The sequence below is a fragment of the Streptococcus oralis genome, from assembly GCF_001075675.1.
GTDB classification, from domain to species: Bacteria; Bacillota; Bacilli; order Lactobacillales; family Streptococcaceae; genus Streptococcus; species Streptococcus oralis_V.
Map to the genome: position 1 here is coordinate 23,130 of NZ_JUNW01000027.1, position 21,557 is coordinate 44,686.

The 21,557-nt window shown below is 43.3% G+C and carries 24 protein-coding genes; 19 read left to right on the top strand and 5 right to left on the bottom strand.

All coding sequences use genetic code 11. The features are described 5' to 3' along the window. Positions 1-31: 31 nt before the first annotated feature. Positions 32-1,042, top strand: coding sequence for a catabolite control protein A (gene ccpA, locus ADM50_RS03550; protein WP_001090635.1), 1,011 nt, complete (start codon positions 32-34; stop codon positions 1,040-1,042). Between the two features lie 52 nt (positions 1,043-1,094). Here ccpA and ADM50_RS03555 read toward each other — a convergent pair whose 3' ends face one another. After that, positions 1,095-2,057 (bottom strand): asparaginase, encoded by a 963-nt coding sequence (locus ADM50_RS03555; RefSeq protein ID WP_049484546.1) that lies wholly within the window; start codon positions 2,055-2,057, stop codon positions 1,095-1,097. 65 nt (positions 2,058-2,122) lie between these two features. Here ADM50_RS03555 and ADM50_RS03560 point away from each other — a divergent pair, with 65 nt between their 5' ends. Then, positions 2,123-3,508: a Cof-type HAD-IIB family hydrolase gene (locus tag ADM50_RS03560; RefSeq protein ID WP_049484547.1), complete on the top strand. Its 1,386-nt coding sequence runs from the start codon at positions 2,123-2,125 to the stop codon at positions 3,506-3,508. Between the two features lie 36 nt (positions 3,509-3,544). Here the strand turns inward: ADM50_RS03560 and ADM50_RS03565 are convergent, their stop codons facing one another. Next, positions 3,545-3,997 carry a universal stress protein gene (locus tag ADM50_RS03565; protein WP_000079162.1) on the bottom strand — a complete coding sequence of 151 codons (453 nt, stop codon included), beginning with the start codon at positions 3,995-3,997 and terminating at the stop codon, positions 3,545-3,547. Between the two features lie 167 nt (positions 3,998-4,164). Between ADM50_RS03565 and ADM50_RS03570 the strand changes: the two genes are divergently transcribed. From ADM50_RS03570 to rpmH, 3 genes are all read left to right on the top strand, one after another. Continuing rightward, positions 4,165-4,464: a hypothetical protein gene (locus ADM50_RS03570; protein WP_049484548.1), complete on the top strand. Its 300-nt coding sequence runs from the start codon at positions 4,165-4,167 to the stop codon at positions 4,462-4,464. 144 nt (positions 4,465-4,608) lie between these two features. Continuing rightward, a complete protein-coding gene (locus ADM50_RS03575) occupies positions 4,609-5,823 on the top strand; it encodes a pyridoxal phosphate-dependent aminotransferase (protein WP_000666454.1) in 1,215 nt (404 codons plus the stop codon). Positions 5,824-5,967: 144 nt separating this feature from the next. Continuing rightward, the gene (gene rpmH, locus ADM50_RS03580) at positions 5,968-6,102 is read left to right on the top strand and encodes a 50S ribosomal protein L34 (protein WP_000831905.1); all 135 of its coding nucleotides are present in this window, start codon (positions 5,968-5,970) and stop codon (positions 6,100-6,102) included. A 181-nt stretch (positions 6,103-6,283) separates the two neighbouring features. On the opposite strand, the gene ADM50_RS03585 is transcribed toward rpmH, so the two are convergent. Continuing rightward, positions 6,284-8,128 carry an APC family permease gene (locus ADM50_RS03585; RefSeq protein ID WP_049484549.1) on the bottom strand — a complete coding sequence of 615 codons (1,845 nt, stop codon included), beginning with the start codon at positions 8,126-8,128 and terminating at the stop codon, positions 6,284-6,286. Positions 8,129-8,279: 151 nt separating this feature from the next. Between ADM50_RS03585 and ADM50_RS03590 the strand changes: the two genes are divergently transcribed. The 13 genes from ADM50_RS03590 (at position 8,280) to pflA (ending at position 19,412) form a co-directional block, all read left to right on the top strand. Beyond that, a complete protein-coding gene (locus tag ADM50_RS03590) occupies positions 8,280-9,056 on the top strand; it encodes a TatD family hydrolase (RefSeq protein ID WP_049484550.1) in 777 nt (258 codons plus the stop codon). Next, entirely contained in the window at positions 9,053-9,616 is a 564-nt protein-coding gene (gene rnmV, locus ADM50_RS03595; protein ID WP_049484551.1) for a ribonuclease M5, read from the top strand. Before ADM50_RS03590 ends, rnmV begins: the two co-directional genes overlap by 4 nt. A gap of 11 nt (positions 9,617-9,627) precedes the next feature. Beyond that, positions 9,628-10,482, top strand: coding sequence for an SDR family NAD(P)-dependent oxidoreductase (locus ADM50_RS03600; protein WP_049484552.1), 855 nt, complete (start codon positions 9,628-9,630; stop codon positions 10,480-10,482). A gap of 217 nt (positions 10,483-10,699) precedes the next feature. After that, entirely contained in the window at positions 10,700-10,996 is a 297-nt protein-coding gene (locus tag ADM50_RS03605; RefSeq protein ID WP_049484553.1) for a hypothetical protein, read from the top strand. 12 nt (positions 10,997-11,008) lie between these two features. Next, positions 11,009-11,881 carry a 16S rRNA (adenine(1518)-N(6)/adenine(1519)-N(6))-dimethyltransferase RsmA gene (gene rsmA / locus ADM50_RS03610; protein WP_049484554.1) on the top strand — a complete coding sequence of 291 codons (873 nt, stop codon included), beginning with the start codon at positions 11,009-11,011 and terminating at the stop codon, positions 11,879-11,881. 1 nt (position 11,882) lies between these two features. Then, complete coding sequence (gene rsgA / locus ADM50_RS03615) at positions 11,883-12,761, top strand: ribosome small subunit-dependent GTPase A (protein ID WP_049484600.1); 879 nt, start codon at positions 11,883-11,885, stop codon at positions 12,759-12,761. A gap of 10 nt (positions 12,762-12,771) precedes the next feature. Further along, positions 12,772-13,428 carry a ribulose-phosphate 3-epimerase gene (rpe, locus tag ADM50_RS03620; RefSeq protein WP_049484555.1) on the top strand — a complete coding sequence of 219 codons (657 nt, stop codon included), beginning with the start codon at positions 12,772-12,774 and terminating at the stop codon, positions 13,426-13,428. Next, on the top strand, positions 13,391-14,053 hold the full coding sequence (locus ADM50_RS03625) for a thiamine diphosphokinase (RefSeq protein WP_049484556.1): 663 nt from the start codon (positions 13,391-13,393) through the stop codon (positions 14,051-14,053). Before rpe ends, ADM50_RS03625 begins: the two co-directional genes overlap by 38 nt. 1 nt (position 14,054) lies before the next feature. Next, positions 14,055-15,311 (top strand): DNA recombination protein RmuC, encoded by a 1,257-nt coding sequence (locus tag ADM50_RS03630; RefSeq protein ID WP_049484557.1) that lies wholly within the window; start codon positions 14,055-14,057, stop codon positions 15,309-15,311. Next, complete coding sequence (locus ADM50_RS03635) at positions 15,301-16,242, top strand: 3'-5' exoribonuclease YhaM family protein (protein WP_049484558.1); 942 nt, start codon at positions 15,301-15,303, stop codon at positions 16,240-16,242. Before ADM50_RS03630 ends, ADM50_RS03635 begins: the two co-directional genes overlap by 11 nt. A 104-nt stretch (positions 16,243-16,346) precedes the next feature. Continuing rightward, complete coding sequence (gene purR / locus ADM50_RS03640; protein ID WP_002874197.1) at positions 16,347-17,174, top strand: pur operon repressor; 828 nt, start codon at positions 16,347-16,349, stop codon at positions 17,172-17,174. A gap of 66 nt (positions 17,175-17,240) precedes the next feature. Beyond that, positions 17,241-18,497 carry a diaminopimelate decarboxylase gene (locus ADM50_RS03645; protein ID WP_049484559.1) on the top strand — a complete coding sequence of 419 codons (1,257 nt, stop codon included), beginning with the start codon at positions 17,241-17,243 and terminating at the stop codon, positions 18,495-18,497. A gap of 120 nt (positions 18,498-18,617) precedes the next feature. Further along, complete coding sequence (gene pflA / locus ADM50_RS03650; protein ID WP_001288281.1) at positions 18,618-19,412, top strand: pyruvate formate-lyase-activating protein; 795 nt, start codon at positions 18,618-18,620, stop codon at positions 19,410-19,412. Between the two features lie 72 nt (positions 19,413-19,484). Here pflA and yidC read toward each other — a convergent pair whose 3' ends face one another. Together yidC and ADM50_RS03660 are read right to left on the bottom strand one after the other, a co-directional pair. Then, positions 19,485-20,414 carry a membrane protein insertase YidC gene (gene yidC, locus ADM50_RS03655; RefSeq protein ID WP_049484601.1) on the bottom strand — a complete coding sequence of 310 codons (930 nt, stop codon included), beginning with the start codon at positions 20,412-20,414 and terminating at the stop codon, positions 19,485-19,487. Positions 20,415-20,491: 77 nt separating this feature from the next. Then, positions 20,492-20,770 (bottom strand): acylphosphatase, encoded by a 279-nt coding sequence (locus ADM50_RS03660; RefSeq protein WP_001174609.1) that lies wholly within the window; start codon positions 20,768-20,770, stop codon positions 20,492-20,494. A gap of 33 nt (positions 20,771-20,803) precedes the next feature. Here ADM50_RS03660 and ADM50_RS03665 point away from each other — a divergent pair, with 33 nt between their 5' ends. Further along, positions 20,804-21,544 (top strand): TrmH family RNA methyltransferase, encoded by a 741-nt coding sequence (locus tag ADM50_RS03665; protein WP_049484560.1) that lies wholly within the window; start codon positions 20,804-20,806, stop codon positions 21,542-21,544. Positions 21,545-21,557 lie beyond the last annotated feature (13 nt).

Sequence of the window (21,557 nt, forward strand, 5' to 3'; positions counted from 1 at the left end):
AGCGAAATTTTCATTATAGAAAGGAAACGGAATGAACACAGATGATACAGTAACGATTTATGACGTCGCCCGTGAAGCAGGAGTTTCAATGGCAACAGTTAGCCGTGTCGTTAATGGCAACAAGAATGTTAAAGAGAACACTCGAAAAAAAGTCCTAGAAGTGATTGATCGCTTGGACTATCGTCCAAATGCGGTAGCCCGTGGTTTAGCTAGCAAGAAAACAACGACAGTCGGAGTTGTGATTCCGAACATTACCAATGGTTATTTCTCAACACTTGCTAAGGGAATTGACGACATTGCTGAAATGTACAAGTATAACATTGTCCTTGCAAATAGTGATGAGGATGATGAAAAGGAAGTTTCAGTGGTTAACACTCTCTTTTCAAAACAAGTCGATGGGATTATCTTTATGGGCTATCACTTGACTGAAAAGATTCGTTCAGAGTTTTCTCGTTCACGGACACCGGTTGTTCTTGCTGGTACTGTGGATGTCGAACACCAACTTCCAAGTGTAAATATCGACTACAAACAAGCAACGATTGATGCCGTGAGCTATCTTCTCAAAGAAAACGAAAAGATTGCTTTTGTGAGTGGACCACTCGTCGATGATATCAATGGCAAGGTTCGTTTAATTGGTTACAAGGAAGCCTTGAAAAAAGCTGGACATTCTTATAGTGAGGGATTGGTCTTTGAATCAAAATACAGCTATGACGATGGTTATGCCTTGGCAGAACGCTTGATTTCATCACAAGCTACAGCCGCAGTTGTAACAGGTGATGAATTGGCAGCAGGTGTCCTAAATGGTTTGGCTGACCACGGTGTGTCTGTACCAGAAGAGTTTGAAATCATTACGACAGATGACTCTCAGATTGCACGATTCACTCGTCCAAACTTGACTACTATTGCCCAACCTCTTTATGACTTAGGTGCTATCAGCATGCGTATGTTGACTAAGATTATGCATAAGGAAGAGTTGGAAGAACGTGAAGTTCTCTTACCTCATGGTTTGACAGAGCGCCGCTCTACACGAAAACGTAAATAAAAAAATCAGGAAATCGCGTAGATTTCCTGATTTTGCGTTCCAGAGAAGAGGATTAACCTTCCATATAGTCTTTTAAGGCTCGTCCTTTTAGTCCAGCATTAAGGGCAATTAATAATTTGAGGCGCGCTTTTTGGGCGTTGAGTTCTTTGACAAAGAGAACGCCAGACTTTTGCAACTGCACTCCCCCCCCTTGGTAGGCGTAGACGGGCTCGGCAATCCCGTTAAAGCAACGTGAAACCAAGGCGACTGGAATTCCTTTTTGGAGGAGAGTTTCTAATTTTTGGGCTGTTTCTTTGGGAACATTTCCAGCTCCAAAAGCTTGAATGACTAACCCATCTAGGTGCTCTAAATCCAGCATGTCAATCAATTCATCAGTCATACCTGCATAAGCGGAGATGATAGGCACCAGACCTTGTATGCGGTCAAGATCAAAGCGGACTCGCGGCTCGGCTGTTTTGAAGTAGAGGATTTCTTGCTTCATGACGAGGCCGAGAGGCCCGTGAGTAGGAGTTTGAAAGGTCCCGACGTTGGTGGTATGGGTTTTGGTGACGTACTTAGCTGCGTGGATTTCATCGTTCATGACGACCAGGACACCCTTGTCAGCTGACTTGTCATCGCTTGCGACTCGTAAAGCGCTCAGATAGTTATAAACGCCATCGCTACCAAGTTCGTTGGAACTACGCATAGCTCCTGTTAGAACGATGGGCATGTTGGGGATTTTCATGGTATCTAGAAAGTAGGCTGTTTCTTCCAAAGTGTCCGTCCCATGTGTAATCACAACCCCATCGTAGTTGTCTGCTTCCTCTCTAATCTTATGGTAGAGGGCTAGCATGTGTTTGGGTTTTATATGGGGGCTTGGCAGATTAAAAAAGTCTAGGGCATGAACCTCAATCCCTTCAAGTGGATTGGAAACATGGTTCATGGGATTGTCCTGACTAGTTACAACGGCACCAGTGGCGTCTGCTTGCATGGAAATAGTCCCACCTGTATGTAAAACAAGAATTTTCTTAGGCATGATTTAGTCACTCTTTCTGAAATGTGGTATAATCATTGTAACACAAAAGGGGAGAATGGGATAGGATGGAAGTCAAGGCTGTTTTTTTTGATATCGATGGAACGCTAGTCAACGATCGCAAGAGTGTTTTGAAATCCACTAAGGACGCGATTAAGATTGTCAAAGAGCAAGGAGTGCTTGTTGGAGTAGCGACAGGACGAGGGCCGTTTTTTGTCAAGGAATTGATGGAAGATTTAGACTTGGATTTTGCAGTGACCTACAACGGCCAATACATTTTTAATAAAGAAAAGGTACTCTTTGCAAGCCCAATCGCTAAGTCAAGCCTGCGTCAACTGATTGCTTATGCTAAGAAGGAGCGTAAAGAAATCGCTCTTGGAACGGAGCATGCAGTTGTTGGCTCTAAAATTATGTCCTTTGGTCTTGGATCCTTTTCACAGCTGGTTAGCCGTTTTATCCCGACTGTCTTAACAAGAACCGTTAGCCGTTCCTTTAATCGAATGGTTAGCAAGGCAGTCCCTCAAAAGGAAGATGACCTGCTTCGTTTGATAAATGAGCCAATCTATCAAGTGTTAATGCTGATGACTCCAGAAGAATCTGAGAAAGCTGCCAGTGATTTTGAAGATTTGAAATTGACTCGAAGCAATCCTTTCGCAGCAGATATCATCAACCAAGGGAATTCAAAATTAGAAGGCATTCGCCGAGTCGGGAAAGAATATGGCTTTGATCTCAACCAAGTCATGGCCTTTGGTGATTCGGACAACGATCTGGAAATGTTGGCGGGTGTTGGTATGTCGGTTGCTATGGGAAATGGCAGTAGCAGTGTCAAAGAAGTTGCCAAGCATATTACGGCAAGTAACCAACAAGATGGTATCCACAAGGCGCTCGAGCACTTTGGTGTTTTGGCTTCAGAAAAAGTGTTTGTCAGTCGAGACTACCACTTTAATAAGGTCAAGACCTTCCACCACATGATGGATGAACGAACTCAAGAAGAGCCACAGGCATGGGATGTTGAAGGTGCAACCCACCGTGCAGACTTTAAAATTGAAGAATTAGTAGAGTTTGTTCGCGCAGCAAGTTCTTCGGAGGAAGAATTCCAATACTCCCTTGCAAGCATGCATGAGGCACTTGATAAAGCGGCAGAGAAAGTGGCGAAAAAGACACCTGCTAAGCAAAATCTGGTCGGTCAAGTGGATGCTTTGATTGACACACTGTATTTCACATACGGTAGTTTTGTTTTGATGGGAGTAGATCCAGAACGCATTTTTGATATTGTCCATGAAGCAAATATGGGGAAGGTTTTCCCTGATGGAAAAGCTCATTTTGACCCAGTTACACACAAGATTTTAAAACCAGATGACTGGGAAGAAAAATATGCTCCGGAACCTGCCATCCGACAGGAACTACAACGTCAGTTTAAAGCTTATGAGCGACATAAAGAAAGAAAAAAATAGAAACAAAAAGGAGCTCAGTGCTCCCTTTTTTAATGATTACAATGTTTTTTCACTTTCTCTCACGACCAGCAAATCGACTTTTGCATGGCGGAGAATGTACTCAGATGAAGAGCCAACCAAGAGGCGTTCAAAGGCATTGAGCCCTGTTGCACCAACGAGTATCAGGTCGACATTTTCTGCGTCTGGAATAGTACGGGCAAGGAGGGTTTTTGGATTTCCCATTTCGATGACGATGTGAATATCGGTCACACCAGCATCTCTTGCGCGCTTTTCGTACTCCTTCATCAGACTTTCAGCATCGACTTGGAGTTCTTCGTAAACTTCAGCATCAAAGGTAGACACGCTTTGAAGAGCGCGTGTGTCGATAACATGGGCAATGGTGAGCTTGGATTCGTTGCGTAGAGCAGTGTAAACACCTTTGACGAAAGCCAAGTCCGCTTCTTTAGAACCATCAATTGCGACCATAACATTTTGGTAACGTTGTGCCATAATGAAACCTCCTGAAATTTTCTTACTGTTATTGTAACCCTTTTCACTAAAGAAGTAAAGTAAAAATCATATTTAAATAAATATTATTGGAGATTCGATTTGGTGGAGATATGTTAAAATAAAAGAAAACGAGCTAGTAGAAAACACAGTAAAGGGGATGAGAAAGTATGAAAGATTTTGTTCAAGCTTCTAAAAAAATAAGTTTTCTTTATCATGGAATTATCCTTACGTCGCTTGTAGGAGAAGTAGTAATGCTTTGGCAACTGGAAAGAGTCATGCCCGTTCTCTATCCAGGTTTTGTTGGTTTTCTTCTCTTTCACCTAGTCTACCACATTATTTTATTTGTGATTGCAAAGAGAAGTGGTCGCTTGGACTATTTGGTCACGTGGGGGCTCTTTCTCATGTTTAATCTTTTGTATGATTCCTTTTTAGCGCTGATCTTTCTAGGTTTGTCTTTTGGTATGTGAGAAAATACTTCTGTACTTTAGTTGTTTAGACGGTGAGAACCTAGTCGTTGTGAGTTTTTTTCTTTGCTTGCTCATTTCAGGAAACTTGTCGCAATCCCTTTCTAGTGGTATAATGTTACTATCTCGATGAATTGAGGAAACAAGATGAAAGAATATAACAAATCTAGTAAGTTAGAGCACGTTGCTTATGATATCCGTGGCCCTGTTTTGGAAGAAGCTATGCGGATGCGAGCAAACGGAGAAAAGATTTTACGTCTGAATACAGGAAATCCAGCAGAATTTGGCTTTACAGCGCCAGATGAGGTCATTCATGACTTGATTATGAATGCGCGTGATAGTGAGGGATATTCTGACTCCAAAGGGATTTTCTCAGCCCGTAAGGCCATCATGCAGTATTGCCAACTGAAGAAATTTCCCAATGTAGACATTGATGATATCTACCTTGGAAATGGTGTCAGTGAGCTGATTGTTATGTCCATGCAAGGGCTTTTGGATAATGGCGATGAGGTCTTGGTGCCTATGCCAGACTATCCTCTATGGACAGCCGCGGTCAGCCTAGCTGGGGGAAATGCCGTTCACTATATCTGTGATGAAGCTGCAGAATGGTACCCTGATATTGATGATATCAAGTCAAAAATTACTTCCAACACTAAGGCAATCGTTCTTATCAATCCGAACAACCCAACTGGAGCCCTTTATCCTAAGGAACTCTTGTTGGAGATTATTGAGATTGCTCGTCAAAACGATTTGATCATCTTTGCAGATGAGATTTATGACCGCATGGTGATGGATGGGCATGTGCATACGCCTGTGGCGAGCTTGGCACCAGATGTTTTCTGTGTCAGCATGAATGGTCTGTCAAAATCTCACCGTATCGCTGGTTTTCGTGTAGGATGGATGGTCTTGTCTGGTCCTAAGCACCATGTTAAGGGCTATATCGAAGGTCTCAATATGCTGTCCAATATGCGTCTTTGCTCTAACGTTTTAGCCCAGCAGGTCGTACAAACATCACTAGGTGGGCACCAGTCAGTGGATGAATTGCTCCTTCCTGGTGGACGGATTTACGAGCAAAGAAACTTCATTTACAATGCCATTCAAGATATCCCAGGTTTGTCTGCGGTCAAGCCGAAGGCGGGTCTTTATATCTTCCCTAAAATCGACCGCAATATGTACCGCATTGATGATGATGAACAGTTCGTTCTTGATTTCTTGAAGCAGGAAAAGGTTCTCTTGGTTCATGGTCGTGGTTTTAACTGGAAGGAACCAGACCATTTCCGTATTGTTTACCTTCCTCGTGTGGACGAATTGGCGCAAATCCAAGAAAAGATGACACGTTTCTTGAGTCAGTATCGTAGATAAGGCTTTCATAGGGAAAAGCAGGAAACATTTCCTTAGAGCTATTGACAAATAGGTCAGAATCAGATAGAATAGTAAAGTATGTTTAGTAACTGATCACTTTATAGCCGGCTAAACGAATACAAAATCTATGAGGAGGTATTCATCGTGAAACGTACTTATCAACCAAGTAAACTTCGTCGTGCGCGCAAACACGGATTCCGTAACCGTATGTCAACTAAAAACGGTCGTCGCGTATTGGCAGCTCGTCGTCGTAAAGGACGCAAAGTTTTGGCTGCATAATCCAAACGAATTCAACAAAGAAGTCAGTAGGAACTCGAGTCTACTGGCTTTTCTTTTTATCTTAAAGGGTGCATTGTCCTTGAAATCGGTCATTTCAGATGAAACTCATGGAGGGCTCGTTTAAAAGGTCACATACAAAAAACTCAAAACCAGATATAAGTTACTGATTTTGAGTTTTTGTTTATTCTTTTAAGTGATAAGAGTAGCTAGCGACAACGACATCTTCGTGCCATCTGAGAGCGTATTTTAGTTTGAGGCTCATTTGATTGTGCAGGATATTTTGCCAAGGCTTGTTAGGGATAAACTGTGGGACAAGGACTGTAACGGTGTAGTTTTTTTGCTTAGCTTCTTGGGCGATTCGTTTGACATACTTAACGCTAGGGGTGATGATGTCGCGGTAGCTGGTATTGATATTCTTCAGAGTGATATTTGGGAAGTAGTCGGCAAATTCCTGGAGGATTTCTTGGTCTTTTTCTGCCGTTTCTTTAGTAGAAATGTGCATGGCTAACACTTCGTCACCGATACTTTGAGCGTAGTTAATGGCCCCGACACTTACTCGAGTAACATTTCCTACCAGGACAAGGACAAGGTTACCGTCATAAGTGCGCTTTTCAATTCCTTCGTAGAGTCGTAGCTGTTTTGCCACTTTTTGGTAATGGCTGTGAATGGACAAAAAGAGGAAAGTTAGAACTAGGATAATTGGGAAAAATGGCCAGATATCACCCAGTCTGAAGAGGAGTAAAATGAGAACGATAGCATAACAAATGATGGCCCCAAGGATATTAGCAAAGGCAGGTTTTAAGAAGTTTGCTCCATTTTCCTTTTTCCAATGACGAATCATCCCAGTCTGAGAAAGGGCAAAGGGAACGAAGACCCCGATAGTATAAAGAGGAATCAAGCGTTCAGTATTCCCGTTAAAAATGAGAAGAAGGATCATAGCTCCAAAAGCCAGAGTTAAGATACCGTTGGAGTAGCCAAGACGATCCCCCTTTTCCATAAAGAGATGGGGCATGTACTTGTTTTTAGCCATATTGTAAGCCAGCATAGGGAAGGCTGAAAAGCCAGTATTTGCAGCTACAGCTAGAATCAAGGCTGTTGAGAACTGGAAGAGATAGTAGCTAGCATGACCAAAGAATGAATCACCAAGAATGCCCTTGGCCATTTGCGAGAGGATGGTTTCTCCATTTTGAGGTGTGATACCCATCCAGTAGTTTAGGAAGGTAATGCCTGCAAAAAGAAATCCTAAAATCAGCGACATGATGGTCAAGGTTTGAGCAGCATTCTTTTCTTTCGGAGTTTTGAAAAATGGTACCGCATTTGAAATAGCCTCAACCCCTGTCAGAGAGGCAGAGCCACTGGTAAAGGCTCTCAATAGGAGAACGATGGAAAGGCTCGGAACAGTTTGTCCAATGGTTGAAGTCGCCTGATAGTTTAGGGAACCTGTAAATAGTTGAAAGAACCCATAAAGCAAGAGAAAGACGGTACTGAAGATAAAGAGGTAGACGGGAATCATCAGAGAGCTGGCAGATTCTTTCAATCCTCTTAAATTCAAGAGCATGAGCAGACAGACTAGGAAAATAGAGATATGAAGATTGTAGGGATGGAGGGCAGGGATGGCTGCTGTAATAGCATCAGCTCCAGACGCAACGGATACGGCTACTGTCAGCATATAGTCAACAAGGAGGCTGCCCCCTGCAATCAAGCCTAGTTCAGGGGAGAGGTTTTCCCGAGTGACCATATAAGCCCCACCACCTTGAGGATAGGCGTGGATGATTTGACGATAGGAAATGGTCAAACTAGCGAGGAGTAAGAGGACAAAAATACCGATAGGGAGGCTCCACCAAATAGCGAGAGGAGAGAGACTGACTAAAACGAGAATGACTTGTTCAGGCCCATAGGCAATAGAAGACAGGGCATCACTGGATAACATTGCAAGTGCCTGCATTTTCCCTAACAATCCCCCTTCACTATCTGTGAGAGACTTGAGTGGTCGACCGATAAAGGTATATTTTAATTTTCTAAACATTTTCTTTTCCTTTGATGAAAATTTCAATAAGTGTTATTATACTGCTTTGAAAAAAGGCAGTCAAGGGAGAATGATTGGTATTAGAATATTTTTACAAGCCGAGGGATGCTATTTTTGGTATAATAGATGGAAGAAAATGAGGTTAGAAGAGATGATTTTTGATACGCACACACATTTAAATGTAGAGGAATTTGCAGGACGTGAGGCCGAAGAAATCGCCTTGGCTGCTGAAATGGGTGTGACACAGATGAATATTGTTGGTTTTGATACACCGACCATTGAGCGAGCCCTGGAGTTGGCAGATGAGTATGAGCAGCTCTACGCAACTATTGGCTGGCACCCGACGGAAGCAGGGACTTACACAGATGAGGTCGAAGCTTACTTGCTTGAAAAACTAAAACATCCCAAGGTTGTTGCCTTGGGGGAGATTGGTCTGGACTACTATTGGATGACAGCACCTAAGGAAGTACAGGAGCAGGTTTTTCGTCGTCAGATTCAGTTGTCTAAGGATTTGAATTTGCCTTTTGTGGTCCATACCCGTGATGCGCTAGAAGATACTTATGAGATCATCAAGAGCGAGGGAGTTGGTCCTCGTGGTGGCATCATGCATTCATTTTCAGGTTCTCTTGAGTGGGCTGAAAAGTTTGTTGAGCTTGGCATGACCATTTCCTTCTCAGGAGTGGTGACCTTTAAGAAAGCGACGGATATCCAAGAAGCTGCCAGAGAACTTCCTTTGGACAAGATGTTGGTAGAAACAGATGCCCCTTACTTGGCACCAGTTCCTAAACGGGGTCGCGAAAACAAAACAGCCTATACTCGCTATGTGGTGGACTTTATCGCTGACTTGCGTGGCATGACGACAGAAGAAGTAGCAGCTGTGACAAGTGCCAATGCAGAGCGTATTTTTGGATTGGAAAAACAATCATGAAAGAAAAAATTTCCCAAGTCATCGTGGTCGAAGGTCGCGATGATACGGCCAATCTCAAACGTTACTTTGATGTAGAGACCTATGAAACACGAGGTTCTGCCATTAATGACCAGGATATAGAACGCATTCAGCGCCTGCATGAATTGCATGGAGTCATTGTCTTTACAGATCCAGATTTTAATGGGGAGCGGATTCGGCGCATGATTATGACGGCCATTCCAACTGTGCAACATGCCTTTCTCAAGCGAGATGAGGCGGTTCCTAAATCCAAGACCAAGGGGCGTTCACTGGGAATCGAACACGCCAGCTATGAAGATCTAAAAGCAGCGCTGGCTCAGGTGACAGAGCAATTTGAAAACGAGAACGAGTTTGACATCAGTCGTGGTGACTTGATTCGCCTAGGTTTCCTAGCGGGAGCAGACAGTCGTAGGCGCAGAGAGTACCTGGGTGAACAGCTCCGTATCGGTTATTCCAACGGTAAGCAGCTGCTCAAACGTTTGGAACTGTTTGGGGTAACCTTGGCAGAAGTGGAAGAAGTTATGACAAAATATTCAGTTTAAAGGAGCAAAAAATGAAAAAAGTAATTATTACCGGTGGTAACAGTGGTATTGGCTACCAGTCTGCTAAACAGTTGGCTGAAAAGGGCTGGTCGGTAACTCTCTTTTGTAGACGGAAAGAAGCTGCTGAGCAAGCCTGTGAGGAAATCTGCCAACAAACAGGAAATCCACATGTAGATTATATCTTGGTTGATTTATCTGAGATGAAAAGTGTCAAGGAAGCGGTAGAACAGTATATCCCAAAAGAAGAGACTTTAGATGTTTTAATGAACAATGCGGCTGATTTTGATTTGTCAGTCAAAAAGCCCATCCTGACTAAGGATGGTTTAGAAAAGCAATTTGCGACCAATGTTGCCGCCCCTTTCTTGCTGTCTATCTTGTTGAAAGGTTTGTTGGAAAGATCTGAGAGTGGTCGGATTATTAATATTTTTTCCCAAGGGCTGATGCTTTATCCTTTCATGAAGCTTGATTTTGAAAATTTAGCTGGTCAAAAACATTATAGTTCTGCCAAGACCTATTATCAAAATAAACTGGCCTTGTTGATGCTGTCGCTTTATATGCGGAAACATTGGAAAGGTATCAAGGTTCAGGCAATCCGTGTGACCAATGTCAAAGTTGATATGCGTCGCTACAATCACCTCAGCGCTTTTATGAAAAATCTGTATAAAATTAAGTCAAAACTTTCGATTAGTCCTGAAGAACTGGCCAAAGTTTATACAGCTTTATCTACAGAAGATCGCTATGAAGGATTTTTGTATGACGAGAAATGCAAGGAAGTAAAAGCAAATGCACCTGCTTACGAAGAAGAGGAGCAAGAAAAACTCTATTCTTTGCTTGAGCACCTGACTTTTTCAAGAGACAATCCATAAAGAATGAGAAAAATAAATTTCATGGACTGCTTCAATAGTGGAAAGAAATTCAGATATCTAACTCTGTTTGGAGTGATCTTGGCCGAAGTGGAAGAGGTTATGAAATCTTATGATAATAGTTGAGCAGACCTCAAAATGCATGGAGAATGTGTTACAATAGAGGTACTTAGATTTATTTTGATAGCGTTCAAATAGAAACTTATAAGGAGAGAGCAAAATGAAAATCCGAGTTGATAGAGAGTCTATCTGTATGGGGGATGATGTATTGCCTCATGAGGTAGAATTTGAAGTTCCTGAGGATATGACAGTAGAAGAATTTTGTGACTTCCTTCAAAAGGACAGATATTTGCCTAGATTGGATACAGAATGGCTTCTCCGACATGGTGGGCAGACAATAGCAAGTTATCATACAGAAACAAAAGAACTGACGAATCCCAATATCTATTTAAAAGACCTGATTCATCAGGGTTCTAGAGGAAATGATTTTGCTTGGATATATCGTCGTTCATATTAGAAAAGAGAATAAATGAGAATTGCAGATTATAGCGTGACCAAGGCAGTGCTGGAGCGTCACGGTTTTACTTTTAAAAAATCCTTCGGGCAAAATTTCCTGACGGATACCAATATCCTTCAAAAAATCGTGGATACAGCTGAAATTGATGATCAGGTCAATGTCATCGAAATCGGGCCAGGAATTGGTGCCTTAACTGAGTTTCTGGCTGAGCGTGCGGCAGAAGTTATGGCCTTTGAGATTGACCACCGTTTGGTACCGATTTTAGCAGATACCCTGCGTGATTATGACAATGTTACCGTAGTCAACGAGGACATTCTCAAGGTCGATTTGGCGCAACATATCCAGAATTTCAAAAATCCTGATCTGCCCATTAAGGTGGTAGCCAACTTGCCTTACTACATTACGACGCCTATTCTCATGCACTTGATTGAAAGTGGCATTCCTTTTAGTGAGTTTGTGGTCATGATGCAGAAAGAAGTGGCAGATCGTATCTCCGCTCAACCCAATACCAAGGCTTACGGTAGTTTGTCGATTGCTGTCCAGTATTACATGACAGCCAAGGTTGCCTTTATCGTGCCTCGTACGGTCTTTGTGCCAGCGCCAAACGTGGACTCGGCTATCCTGAAAATGGTACGTCGTCCAGAACCAGCTGTAGCAGTGAAAGATGAGAACTTCTTCTTTAAGGTTTCCAAGGCTAGTTTCACCCATCGTCGTAAGACCTTATGGAACAACTTAACAGGCTACTTTGGGAAAACTGATGAAGTCAAGGATAAGCTGACCAAGGCTTTGGACCAAGCAGGCTTGTTACCATCTGTACGTGGAGAAGCTCTCAGCTTGGCAGAATTTGCTAGCCTAGCAGATGCGCTTAAAGGACAAGGATTCTAAGATGCAGGGACAAATCATTAAAGCCTTGGCGGGCTTCTACTATGTGGAGAGTGAGGGTCAAGTTTACCAGACGCGTGCGCGCGGAAATTTCCGTAAAAAAGGCCACACACCCTATGTTGGGGACTGGGTAGACTTTTCTGCGGAGGAAAACTCAGAAGGCTATATTCTCAAGATTCATGAACGGAAAAACAGTCTGGTCCGTCCACCTATTGTCAATATTGACCAAGCTGTGGTGATCATGTCGGCTAAGGAGCCTGATTTTAATAGCAATTTGCTGGATCGTTTCTTGGTTCTCTTGGAACACAAGGGCATTCATCCTGTCGTCTATATTTCTAAAATGGATTTGCTAGAAGATAGGGAAGAATTAAGTTTTTTCCAACAAACCTATCGTGCTATTGGTTATGATTTTGTGACCAGTAAGGAAGAGCTCTTGCCCCTTTTGACAGGCAAGGTTACGGTCTTTATGGGACAGACAGGTGTTGGAAAGTCAACCCTCCTTAATAAAATTGCACCGGACCTCAATCTAGAGACGGGAGAAATCTCAGATAGTCTATGTCGTGGTCGCCACACCACTCGTGCTGTTAGTTTTTACAATCTCAATGGTGGTAAAATCGCAGATACGCCAGGCTTTTCATCACTGGATTATGAAGTGACAACGGCTGAAGACCTCAATCAGGCCTTTCCAGAGATTGCTAGTGTCAGTCGAGACTGTAAATTCCGTACTTGTACCCATACCCATGAGCCGTCCTGTGCCGTCAAGCCAGCTGTAGAAGAGGGTATCATTGCCAGCTTCCGTTTTGACAACTACCTGCAATTCCTCAGTGAGATTGAAAATCGTAGAGAAACCTATAAAAAAGTCAGCAAAAAAATTCCAAAATAAGGAGAAACCTATGTCTCAATACAAGATTGCTCCGTCAATTCTGGCAGCAGATTATGCCAACTTTGAACGTGAAATCAAACGCCTAGAAGCAACTGGGGCAGAATATGCCCATATCGATATCATGGATGGTCACTTTGTACCTCAGATCAGCTTTGGTGCAGGTGTGGTTGAAGCTCTTCGACCTCATAGTAAGATGGTCTTTGACTGCCACTTGATGGTGGCTAATCCTGAGCACCATTTAGAAAACTTTGCGCGTGCAGGTGCAGATATCATCAGCATTCATGTCGAAGCAACGCCTCATATCCATGGTGCTCTTCAAAAGATTCGTTCTCTAGGTGTCAAACCTTCTGTTGTCATTAACCCTGGTACGCCGGTTGAAGCTATCAAACACATACTTCACCTAGTGGACCAAGTTCTCGTCATGACGGTTAACCCTGGCTTCGGCGGGCAAGCCTTTCTACCTGAAACCATGGATAAGATTCGTGAGTTGGTTACCCTTCGTGAGGAAAAAGGCTTGAATTTTGAGATCGAAGTGGATGGTGGCATTGATGATCAAACCATTTCTCAGGCTAAAGAAGCTGGTGCTACAGTTTTTGTAGCAGGATCCTATGTCTTTAAGGGAGATGTCAATGAACGAGTGCAAACGCTCAGAAAACAATTGGACTAGGGTTGCTGTTTTTGCCGGTGGAGACCGTGGTCATTATCGGACAGATTTTGATTGCTTTGTTGGTGTGGATCGAGGATCGCTCTGGGTCTTGGAAGAAGACTTGCCTCTTGCTCTAGCAGTTGGAGATTTTGATTCTGTCACTGCAGAAGAGCGACAGGTGATTCAAAAAAGTGCCCAGCATTTTGTTCAAGCTCAGCCAGAAAAGGATGATACGGATCTGGAATTGGCTCTCTTAACCGTCTTTGAGCAAAATCCTCAGGCTCAGGTCACTATTTTCGGTGCTTTGGGTGGCCGTATTGACCATATGTTGGCCAATGTTTTTCTACCTAGCAATCCCAAGTTGGCACCTTACATGAGCCAGATAGCGATTGAGGATGGGCAAAACTTGCTTATCTATTGTCCAGAAGGAACCAGTCAACTTGAACCACGTTCGGACTACGATTATCTAGCTTTTATGCCAGTTCGGGATAGCCAGCTGACTATTCTTGGTGCCAAGTATGAGTTGACAGAGGAAAATTTTTTCTTTAAAAAAGTATACGCTTCTAACGAATATATAGATAGGGAAGTTTCGGTGACTTGCCCAGATGGCTATGTAGTCGTACTGCACAGCAAGGACAGGAGATAGGATGGAGATTTTACTTGTTATTTTATTAGTTGCTAATCTTCTTGGGCTCTTTCTCATTTGGCAGAGGCAGGATAAGCAAGACAAATATCTAGTCAAGAGTTTGGAAGACCAGGCAGACAATCTTTCAGATCAGTTGGATTACCGCTTTGAACAAGCCAGGCAAGCCAGCCAGCTAGATCAAAAAGACTTGGAAGTGGCTGTCAGTGACCGCTTGCAGGAAGTACGAATGGAATTGCATCAAGGCTTGACTCAAGTCCGTCAAGAAATGACAGATAATCTCCTCCAAACCAGAGACAAGACCGACCAACGTCTCCAAGCTTTGCAGGAATCAAATGAGCAACGCCTAGAACAAATGCGCCAAACAGTCGAGGAAAAGCTAGAAAAGACCTTGCAGACGCGCTTGCAGGCTTCCTTTGAGACAGTTTCCAAGCAACTGGAGTCTGTCAATCGAGGTTTGGGAGAGATGCAGACGGTTGCCCGCGATGTCGGAGCCCTCAACAAGGTTCTCTCTGGAACCAAGACGCGAGGGATTCTGGGCGAATTGCAACTGGGGCAAATCATCGAAGACATCATGACACCTGCCCAGTACGAACGAGAATACGCAACGGTTGAAAACTCTAGCGAGCGAGTAGAGTATGCCATCAAGTTACCTGGCCAAGGTGACCGGGAATATGTCTACTTACCGATTGACTCCAAGTTTCCATTGGCGGATTATTACCGCTTAGAAGAAGCTTATGAAGCAGGCGATAAGGACGAGATTGAACGCTGTCGCAAGTCACTCCTAGCTAGTGTCAAGCGCTTTGCCAAGGATATCAAGAGCAAGTACATAGCGCCACCTCGGACGACCAATTTTGGAGTCTTGTTTGTTCCGACAGAGGGACTTTACTCAGAGATTGTTCGCAATCCGGTCTTCTTTGATGATTTGAGACGGGAGGAGCAGATTATTGTCGCGGGTCCAAGTACCCTATCAGCCCTGCTTAATTCTCTATCAGTTGGCTTCAAGACTCTCAATATCCAAAAGAGTGCAGATCATATCAGCAAGACTCTTGCCAGCGTCAAGACAGAGTTTGGCAAGTTTGGTGGCATTCTGGTCAAGGCACAAAAGCATCTCCAACATGCCTCTGGCAATATTGATGAATTATTAAACCGTCGTACCACAGCTATCGAGCGTACGCTCCGCCACATTGAGTTATCAGAAGGTGAGCCTGCGCTTGATCTACTCCATTTCCAAGAAGATGAGGAAGAATATGAAGATTAGTCACATGAAAAAAGATGAGCTGTTTGAAGGTTTTTATCTGATTAAGTCAGCTGACCTGAGACAGACGCGTGCTGGGAAAAACTACCTAGCCTTTACCTTCCAAGACGATAGTGGCGAGATTGAAGGGAAACTCTGGGATGCCCAACCTCATAACGTTGAGGCCTTTACCGCTGGGAAAGTCGTCCACATGCAGGGACGTCGAGAAGTTTATAACAACACTCCTCAAGTTAATCAAATCACGCTTCGCTTGCCTCAGCCTGGGGAACCCAACGATCCAGCTGATTTCAAGGTCAAGTCGCCAGTTGATGTCAAGGAAATCCGTGACTATATGTCGCAAATGATTTTCAAGATTGAAAATCCTGTCTGGCAGCGTATCGTTCGCAGTCTCTACACCAAGTATGATAAGGAATTCTACTCCTATCCGGCTGCCAAGACCAATCACCATGCCTTTGAAACGGGTTTGGCTTTTCACACGGCAACCATGGTGCGTTTGGCAGATGCCATTAGCGAGATCTATCCTCAGCTCAACAAGAGCCTGCTCTATGCTGGGATTATGCTACACGACTTGGCTAAGGTTTTAGAACTCAGTGGTCCAGATCAGACGGAATACACAGTTCGAGGCAATCTCATCGGCCATATCGCCCTCATCGATAGTGAAATTACCAAGACAGTCATGGAACTGGGCATCGATGATACTAGAGAAGAAGTGGTGCTACTGCGCCATGTCATCCTCAGCCACCATGGCTTGCTAGAGTATGGTAGTCCAGTCCGTCCACGCATTATGGAGGCAGAGATTATCCATATGATTGACAATCTAGATGCCAGCATGATGATGATGTCAACAGCTCTAGCTTTGGTGGATAAAGGAGAGATGACCAACAAAATCTTCGCTATGGACAATCGTTCCTTCTATAAACCAGATTTAGATTAATAATTTAAGAAAAACGAGCATTTTTTACGCAATAATGTTCGTTTTTTTATATGAATGTGGTATAATGGATAAAATATCAAAATTAAATGGAATGGTAAATAAAAATGAAATTAAGAAGAAGTGATCGGATGGTTGTCATTTCCAACTATTTGATTAATAATCCATACAAACTAACAAGTCTCAACACCTTTGCAGAAAAGTACGAATCTGCCAAATCCTCTATCTCAGAGGATATCGTGATTATCAAGCGTGCCTTTGAGGAAATCGAAATCGGCCATATTCAGACTGTGACTGGAGCAGGTGGTGGCGTTATCTTTACACCATCCATCTCGAGTCATGAAGCCAAAGAAATGATCGCAGACTTGCGTGACAAACTTTCAGAAAGCGACCGTATCTTGCCAGGTGGCTACATCTACCTATCTGATTTGCTCAGTACACCTGCCATTTTGAAAAATATTGGGCGCATCATTGCCAAGAGCTTTATGGACCAAAAAATTGATGCTGTTATGACAGTAGCAACTAAAGGGGTTCCACTCGCAAATGCAGTTGCCAATGTCCTCAATGTTCCATTTGTCATTGTGCGCCGTGACTTGAAAATTACCGAAGGTTCAACGGTCAGCGTCAACTATGTATCAGGTTCCAGCGGTGACCGCATTGAGAAAATGTTCCTTTCAAAACGCAGTCTCAAGGCAGGCAGTCGTGTCTTGATTGTGGATGACTTCTTGAAAGGTGGCGGAACTGTCAACGGGATGATTAGTCTCTTGCGTGAGTTCGATTCTGAACTAGCTGGTGTTGCAGTCTTTGCAGACAATGCCCAAGAAGAACGTGAAAAGCAGTTTGATTATAAGTCACTCTTGAAAGTAACCAATATTGATGTTAAGAACCAATCCATCGATGTTGAGATTGGAAATATCTTTGACGAAGACAAATAAGAGATAGAACTAAAGGTTGGAACGATTGTCCCAGCCTTTCTTTGCAAACAGAATAGAAGGATGCTTATGAAAACACCATTTATCAGCCGTGAAGATTTAGAAACAATTGTTGCAGAGTTCCCGACTCCCTTTCACTTATATGACGAGAAGAGGATTCGTGAAAAAGCAAGAGCCGTCAACAAGGCTTTTTCGTGGAATGAGGGCTTTAAAGAATATTTTGCAGTCAAGGCTACTCCAACTCCAGCCATCTTGAAAATCCTCCAAGAGGAAGGTTGTGGTGTGGACTGTTCTAGTTACGTGGAGCTCTTGATGAGCTATAAACTGGATTTTCCCGGTTCTGAGATTATGTTCTCTTCTAATAACACGCCAGACCAAGAGTACGCATATGCGCGTGAATTGGGTGCGACCATTAACTTGGATGCTTTTGAAGATATTGAACATCTAGAGCGTGCAGCAGGCATCCCAGAAATTATCTCTTGTCGTTACAATCCTGGAGGTGTTTTTGAACTGGGTACCGACATTATGGACAATCCAGGAGAAGCTAAGTTTGGCATGACCAAGGACCAGCTTTTTGAAGCCTTTGCGGTTTTGAAGGAAAAAGGAGTCAAGACATTTGGGATTCACTCTTTCCTAGCATCCAATACCGTCACCCATCTCTACTACCCAGAGTTGGCTCGTCAGCTTTTTGAATTAGCCGTTGAAATTAAGGAAACGTTGGGCATTTCGCTAGACTTTATCAATCTTTCCGGCGGTATTGGTGTCAACTATCGCCCAGACCAGGAGCCAAATGACATCGCTGTGATTGGTGAAGGAGTGCGTAAGGTTTATGAAGAAGTTCTTACACCTGCAGGACTTGGTCAGGTTAAGATTTTCACCGAATTGGGTCGCTTTATGTTAGCCCCTCACGGAGCTTTGGTCACAAGAGTCACTCATAAGAAAAAAACCTATCGTACCTATCTGGGCGTGGATGCATCAGCAGTCAACCTCATGCGTCCAGCCATGTATGGAGCCTACCACCATATCACCAATCTGACCCATCCAGACGGACCAGTTGAGGTGGTAGATGTGGTTGGTTCACTCTGTGAAAACAATGATAAATTTGCAGTGAATCGCGAACTACCTCATACAGAAATCGGTGATTTGCTGGTAATTCATGATACAGGTGCACATGGATTCTCCATGGGTTATCAGTACAATGCCAAACTACGCTCGGCAGAAATCCTCTATACCGAAGAAGGCAAAGCCCGCCAAATCCGCCGTGCAGAGCGTCCTGAGGACTATTTCGCAACCTTGTATGGTTTTGATTTTGAACCAGATCACTAAAAGGGAATGAAAATGAAAGTGAAAAACAGATTGCTTTCTAAAAAATAGACAAAAAACCTTGTTTTTCCCCTTACTCGTGATATAATAAAACTATAAAACGGTTTCAAGGAAGGTGACGATATGTCTGAAGAAACAATTGACTATGGACAAGTGACAGGAATGGTGCATTCGACAGAGAGTTTTGGGGCGGTAGATGGCCCTGGGATTCGTTTTATTGTCTTTTTGCAGGGCTGTCACATGCGTTGCCAGTACTGTCATAACCCTGATACATGGGCTATGGAAACCAATAAATCACGCGAACGGACAGTAGACGATGTCTTGACAGAAGCCCTTCGCTACCGTGGTTTCTGGGGAGACAAGGGAGGAATCACTGTTAGTGGAGGAGAAGCCCTCTTACAGATTGATTTCCTAATTGCACTCTTTACCAAGGCCAAGGAAAAAGGAATCCACTGTACCTTGGATACCTGTGCCCTTCCATTCCGTAACAAACCACGTTATCTCGAAAAGTTTAATAAACTCATGGCGGTGACAGACTTGGTTCTCCTGGATATCAAGGAAATCAACGAAGAACAGCATAAGATTGTCACAAGCCAAACCAATAAAAACATCTTGGCCTGTGCCCAGTACCTATCAGATATCGGGAAGCCTGTTTGGATTCGCCACGTGCTGGTTCCAGGTTTGACGGACAGAGATGAGGATTTGATCGAACTCGGTAAGTTTGTCAAGACCCTCAAAAACGTTGACAAGTTTGAAATCCTACCTTATCATACGATGGGAGAATTCAAGTGGCGTGAACTTGGGATTCCTTATTCGCTTGAAGGGGTCAAACCTCCAACAGCAGACCGTGTCAAGAATGCCAAGGAATTAATGGATACAGAAAGTTACCAAGACTACATGAAACGTGTTCATGGATAAAAAAGAAGCCTGATGGAGACATCGGGCTTTTGTGATGCATAAAAAGCCTAGCCTTTCAGCTAAGCTTTTTTCTTATTTTCGAGAATGTTGTTTACCAGCATTGCGTTTTTTATGTTTCTTATTGGTCATGATCGCAGTTGCTTGGTTTGGAGTGACATCTTTGCGTCCGCCTCCAGTTGAAAATGAACTTGCTTTTGGTGGATTTTTGGCAAATTCTTCACGAACTTTTTTGCGAAGTTTTGGACGAACAACATAGTTAACGATGAACTGTTGGAGAATCATCATGAAACCACCGACAACCCAGTAAAGCGTCACACTGGCTGGTGCGAAGAAGGAGAAGACGACAATCATGAGTGGGCTCATGTAAATCATTTTCTTGAGCTGTTCTCTTTGCATCTCGTCTTCTACTCCATGAAGTGAGAGAAGTGATTGGAGGTAGTAGAGGATACCAGCAAAGGCTACAAGGATCATACTTGGGGAACCAAGATTGATACCCAAGAAGGTAGAGCTAGCTACACCATCAGTGTATTGGGCTGCAAAGTAGATAGCAGAGAAGAAAGGCATTTGAATGAGGATAGGGAAACATCCTACACCACCAAACATGCTGATACCGTGTTCTTTCTGAGCGGCAAAGAGAGCTTGTTGAGCCTCAAGTTTTTCTTCCTGAGTTGTTGCTTCTTTGAGACGTGTTTGGTGTGGTTCGAGTACGTGTTTGAGGGCGTTCATCTTTTCAGAGTGAAGTGTCGCCTTCCATGATTGGTAGATACCAAGTGGTAAGATAATCAAGCGCACGATAATGGTTACGATAATGATAGCGACCCCGAAGCCTAGACCTTTATCAGTAGCGAAGTACTTGATAGCTTCTCCCATCGGAGCACCCAAGAAATCCCAAACGGGACCAATTGGCTTACCTGTTGCTTTGTCTACTTGGACACAGCCTGTCAAGACGAGTAGCATAGCCACTCCCATAGCAGAGAGGGCAAAACGTTTAATAGATTTCAATGTTTTCATTCCTTCTTTAAAAATTATACCTTTCTATTCTACTGTTTTTTTGTAAAATATACAATAGTTCTAGAGACCTAATTTGCGACTTTGAAGTCCGAATAGGATGAAAAGTTGCTCATTTGTACATCTAGATAGGTAACTTTTGAAAAAGGTGTCGGACCTTTTCGGATTTCTTGGATAAATTTTGCCATAGTGGCAGAGGAGTCTGCCTGAGCAAGAATTTCCACTGTGCCATCGTCATTATTCCAAACACGACCAGTGATGCCACCGATTTCAAGCGCTAGAGTAACCACACCCCAACGAAAACCAACACCCTGCACCCTACCTTGGGCAATCATTCTAACCTTTTGCATACCAAACCCCTTTGATTGTGTTATAATGTTTCTATGACTATTATAACCTCAAAAGCCAATTCAGTGGTAAAAAATGCCAAAAAATTGCATCAAAAAAAATATCGAAAGTCTGTCTATTTGATTGAAGGTTGGCACTTATTTGAAGAAGCTGTTCAAGCAGGAGTGAGGATTGAGAGGATTTTTGCTCTGGAAAGTTACCGAGATCAGTTAGCTGCTTTTCCTCAAACGGTCTGGGTTTCAGAGGAGATTTTGCGAGATTTAGCAGATACGCAAACCCCTCAAGGCATTGTTGCAGTGATTCAAAAAGAAGAAGTGGGACTGCCTGATCTCCATCAGGGCAAGTATCTATTTTTAGAGGATGTTCAAGATCCTGGTAATGTGGGCACCATGATTCGGACGGCGGATGCGGCAGGTTTTACAGGAGTCATTGTTTCAGACAAGTCAGCAGATATCTACAGTCTCAAGACCCTGCGTTCCATGCAAGGAAGTCATTTTCACTTGCCCATCTATCGTCTGCCTCTTGCTACCTTTGTAGAGGAGGCAAAGAAGAGCAATTTGCCCATTCTGGCAACGACATTATCGAGAGATTCAAAGGATTATCGTGAACTTTCTTCACTAGAGAACTTTGTTTTAGTCATGGGAAATGAAGGACAGGGGATTAGTTCTGTCATGACTGAGAGTGCTGATCAGCTGGTTCATATTGGCATGAAAGGTCGAGCAGAGAGTCTCAACGTGGCAGTTGCAGCAGGTATATTGATGTTTTATTTCAGCTAATTTATAAAATCTT

Excerpts from the sequence above, each read along its gene's own strand:
- ADM50_RS03560 (WP_049484547.1), top strand. The coding sequence starts at position 2,123 with ATGGAAGTCAAGGCTGTTTTTTTTGATATCGATGGAACGCTAGTCAAC.
- ADM50_RS03585 (WP_049484549.1), bottom strand. The coding sequence starts at position 8,128 with ATGTTTAGAAAATTAAAATATACCTTTATCGGTCGACCACTCAAGTCT.
- ADM50_RS03590 (WP_049484550.1), top strand. The coding sequence starts at position 8,280 with ATGATTTTTGATACGCACACACATTTAAATGTAGAGGAATTTGCAGGA.
- pflA (WP_001288281.1), top strand. The coding sequence starts at position 18,618 with ATGTCTGAAGAAACAATTGACTATGGACAAGTGACAGGAATGGTGCAT.
- rnmV (WP_049484551.1), top strand. The coding sequence starts at position 9,053 with ATGAAAGAAAAAATTTCCCAAGTCATCGTGGTCGAAGGTCGCGATGAT.
- ADM50_RS03660 (WP_001174609.1), bottom strand. The coding sequence starts at position 20,770 with ATGCAAAAGGTTAGAATGATTGCCCAAGGTAGGGTGCAGGGTGTTGGT.
- purR (WP_002874197.1), top strand. The coding sequence starts at position 16,347 with ATGAAATTAAGAAGAAGTGATCGGATGGTTGTCATTTCCAACTATTTG.
- ADM50_RS03570 (WP_049484548.1), top strand. The coding sequence starts at position 4,165 with ATGAAAGATTTTGTTCAAGCTTCTAAAAAAATAAGTTTTCTTTATCAT.
- rsmA (WP_049484554.1), top strand. The coding sequence starts at position 11,009 with ATGAGAATTGCAGATTATAGCGTGACCAAGGCAGTGCTGGAGCGTCAC.
- ccpA (WP_001090635.1), top strand. The coding sequence starts at position 32 with ATGAACACAGATGATACAGTAACGATTTATGACGTCGCCCGTGAAGCA.
- ADM50_RS03565 (WP_000079162.1), bottom strand. The coding sequence starts at position 3,997 with ATGGCACAACGTTACCAAAATGTTATGGTCGCAATTGATGGTTCTAAA.
- ADM50_RS03555 (WP_049484546.1), bottom strand. The coding sequence starts at position 2,057 with ATGCCTAAGAAAATTCTTGTTTTACATACAGGTGGGACTATTTCCATG.
- ADM50_RS03665 (WP_049484560.1), top strand. The coding sequence starts at position 20,804 with ATGACTATTATAACCTCAAAAGCCAATTCAGTGGTAAAAAATGCCAAA.
- rpe (WP_049484555.1), top strand. The coding sequence starts at position 12,772 with ATGTCTCAATACAAGATTGCTCCGTCAATTCTGGCAGCAGATTATGCC.
- ADM50_RS03630 (WP_049484557.1), top strand. The coding sequence starts at position 14,055 with ATGGAGATTTTACTTGTTATTTTATTAGTTGCTAATCTTCTTGGGCTC.
- ADM50_RS03625 (WP_049484556.1), top strand. The coding sequence starts at position 13,391 with ATGAACGAGTGCAAACGCTCAGAAAACAATTGGACTAGGGTTGCTGTT.
- ADM50_RS03605 (WP_049484553.1), top strand. The coding sequence starts at position 10,700 with ATGAAAATCCGAGTTGATAGAGAGTCTATCTGTATGGGGGATGATGTA.
- rsgA (WP_049484600.1), top strand. The coding sequence starts at position 11,883 with ATGCAGGGACAAATCATTAAAGCCTTGGCGGGCTTCTACTATGTGGAG.
- ADM50_RS03645 (WP_049484559.1), top strand. The coding sequence starts at position 17,241 with ATGAAAACACCATTTATCAGCCGTGAAGATTTAGAAACAATTGTTGCA.
- ADM50_RS03575 (WP_000666454.1), top strand. The coding sequence starts at position 4,609 with ATGAAAGAATATAACAAATCTAGTAAGTTAGAGCACGTTGCTTATGAT.
- ADM50_RS03600 (WP_049484552.1), top strand. The coding sequence starts at position 9,628 with ATGAAAAAAGTAATTATTACCGGTGGTAACAGTGGTATTGGCTACCAG.
- ADM50_RS03635 (WP_049484558.1), top strand. The coding sequence starts at position 15,301 with ATGAAGATTAGTCACATGAAAAAAGATGAGCTGTTTGAAGGTTTTTAT.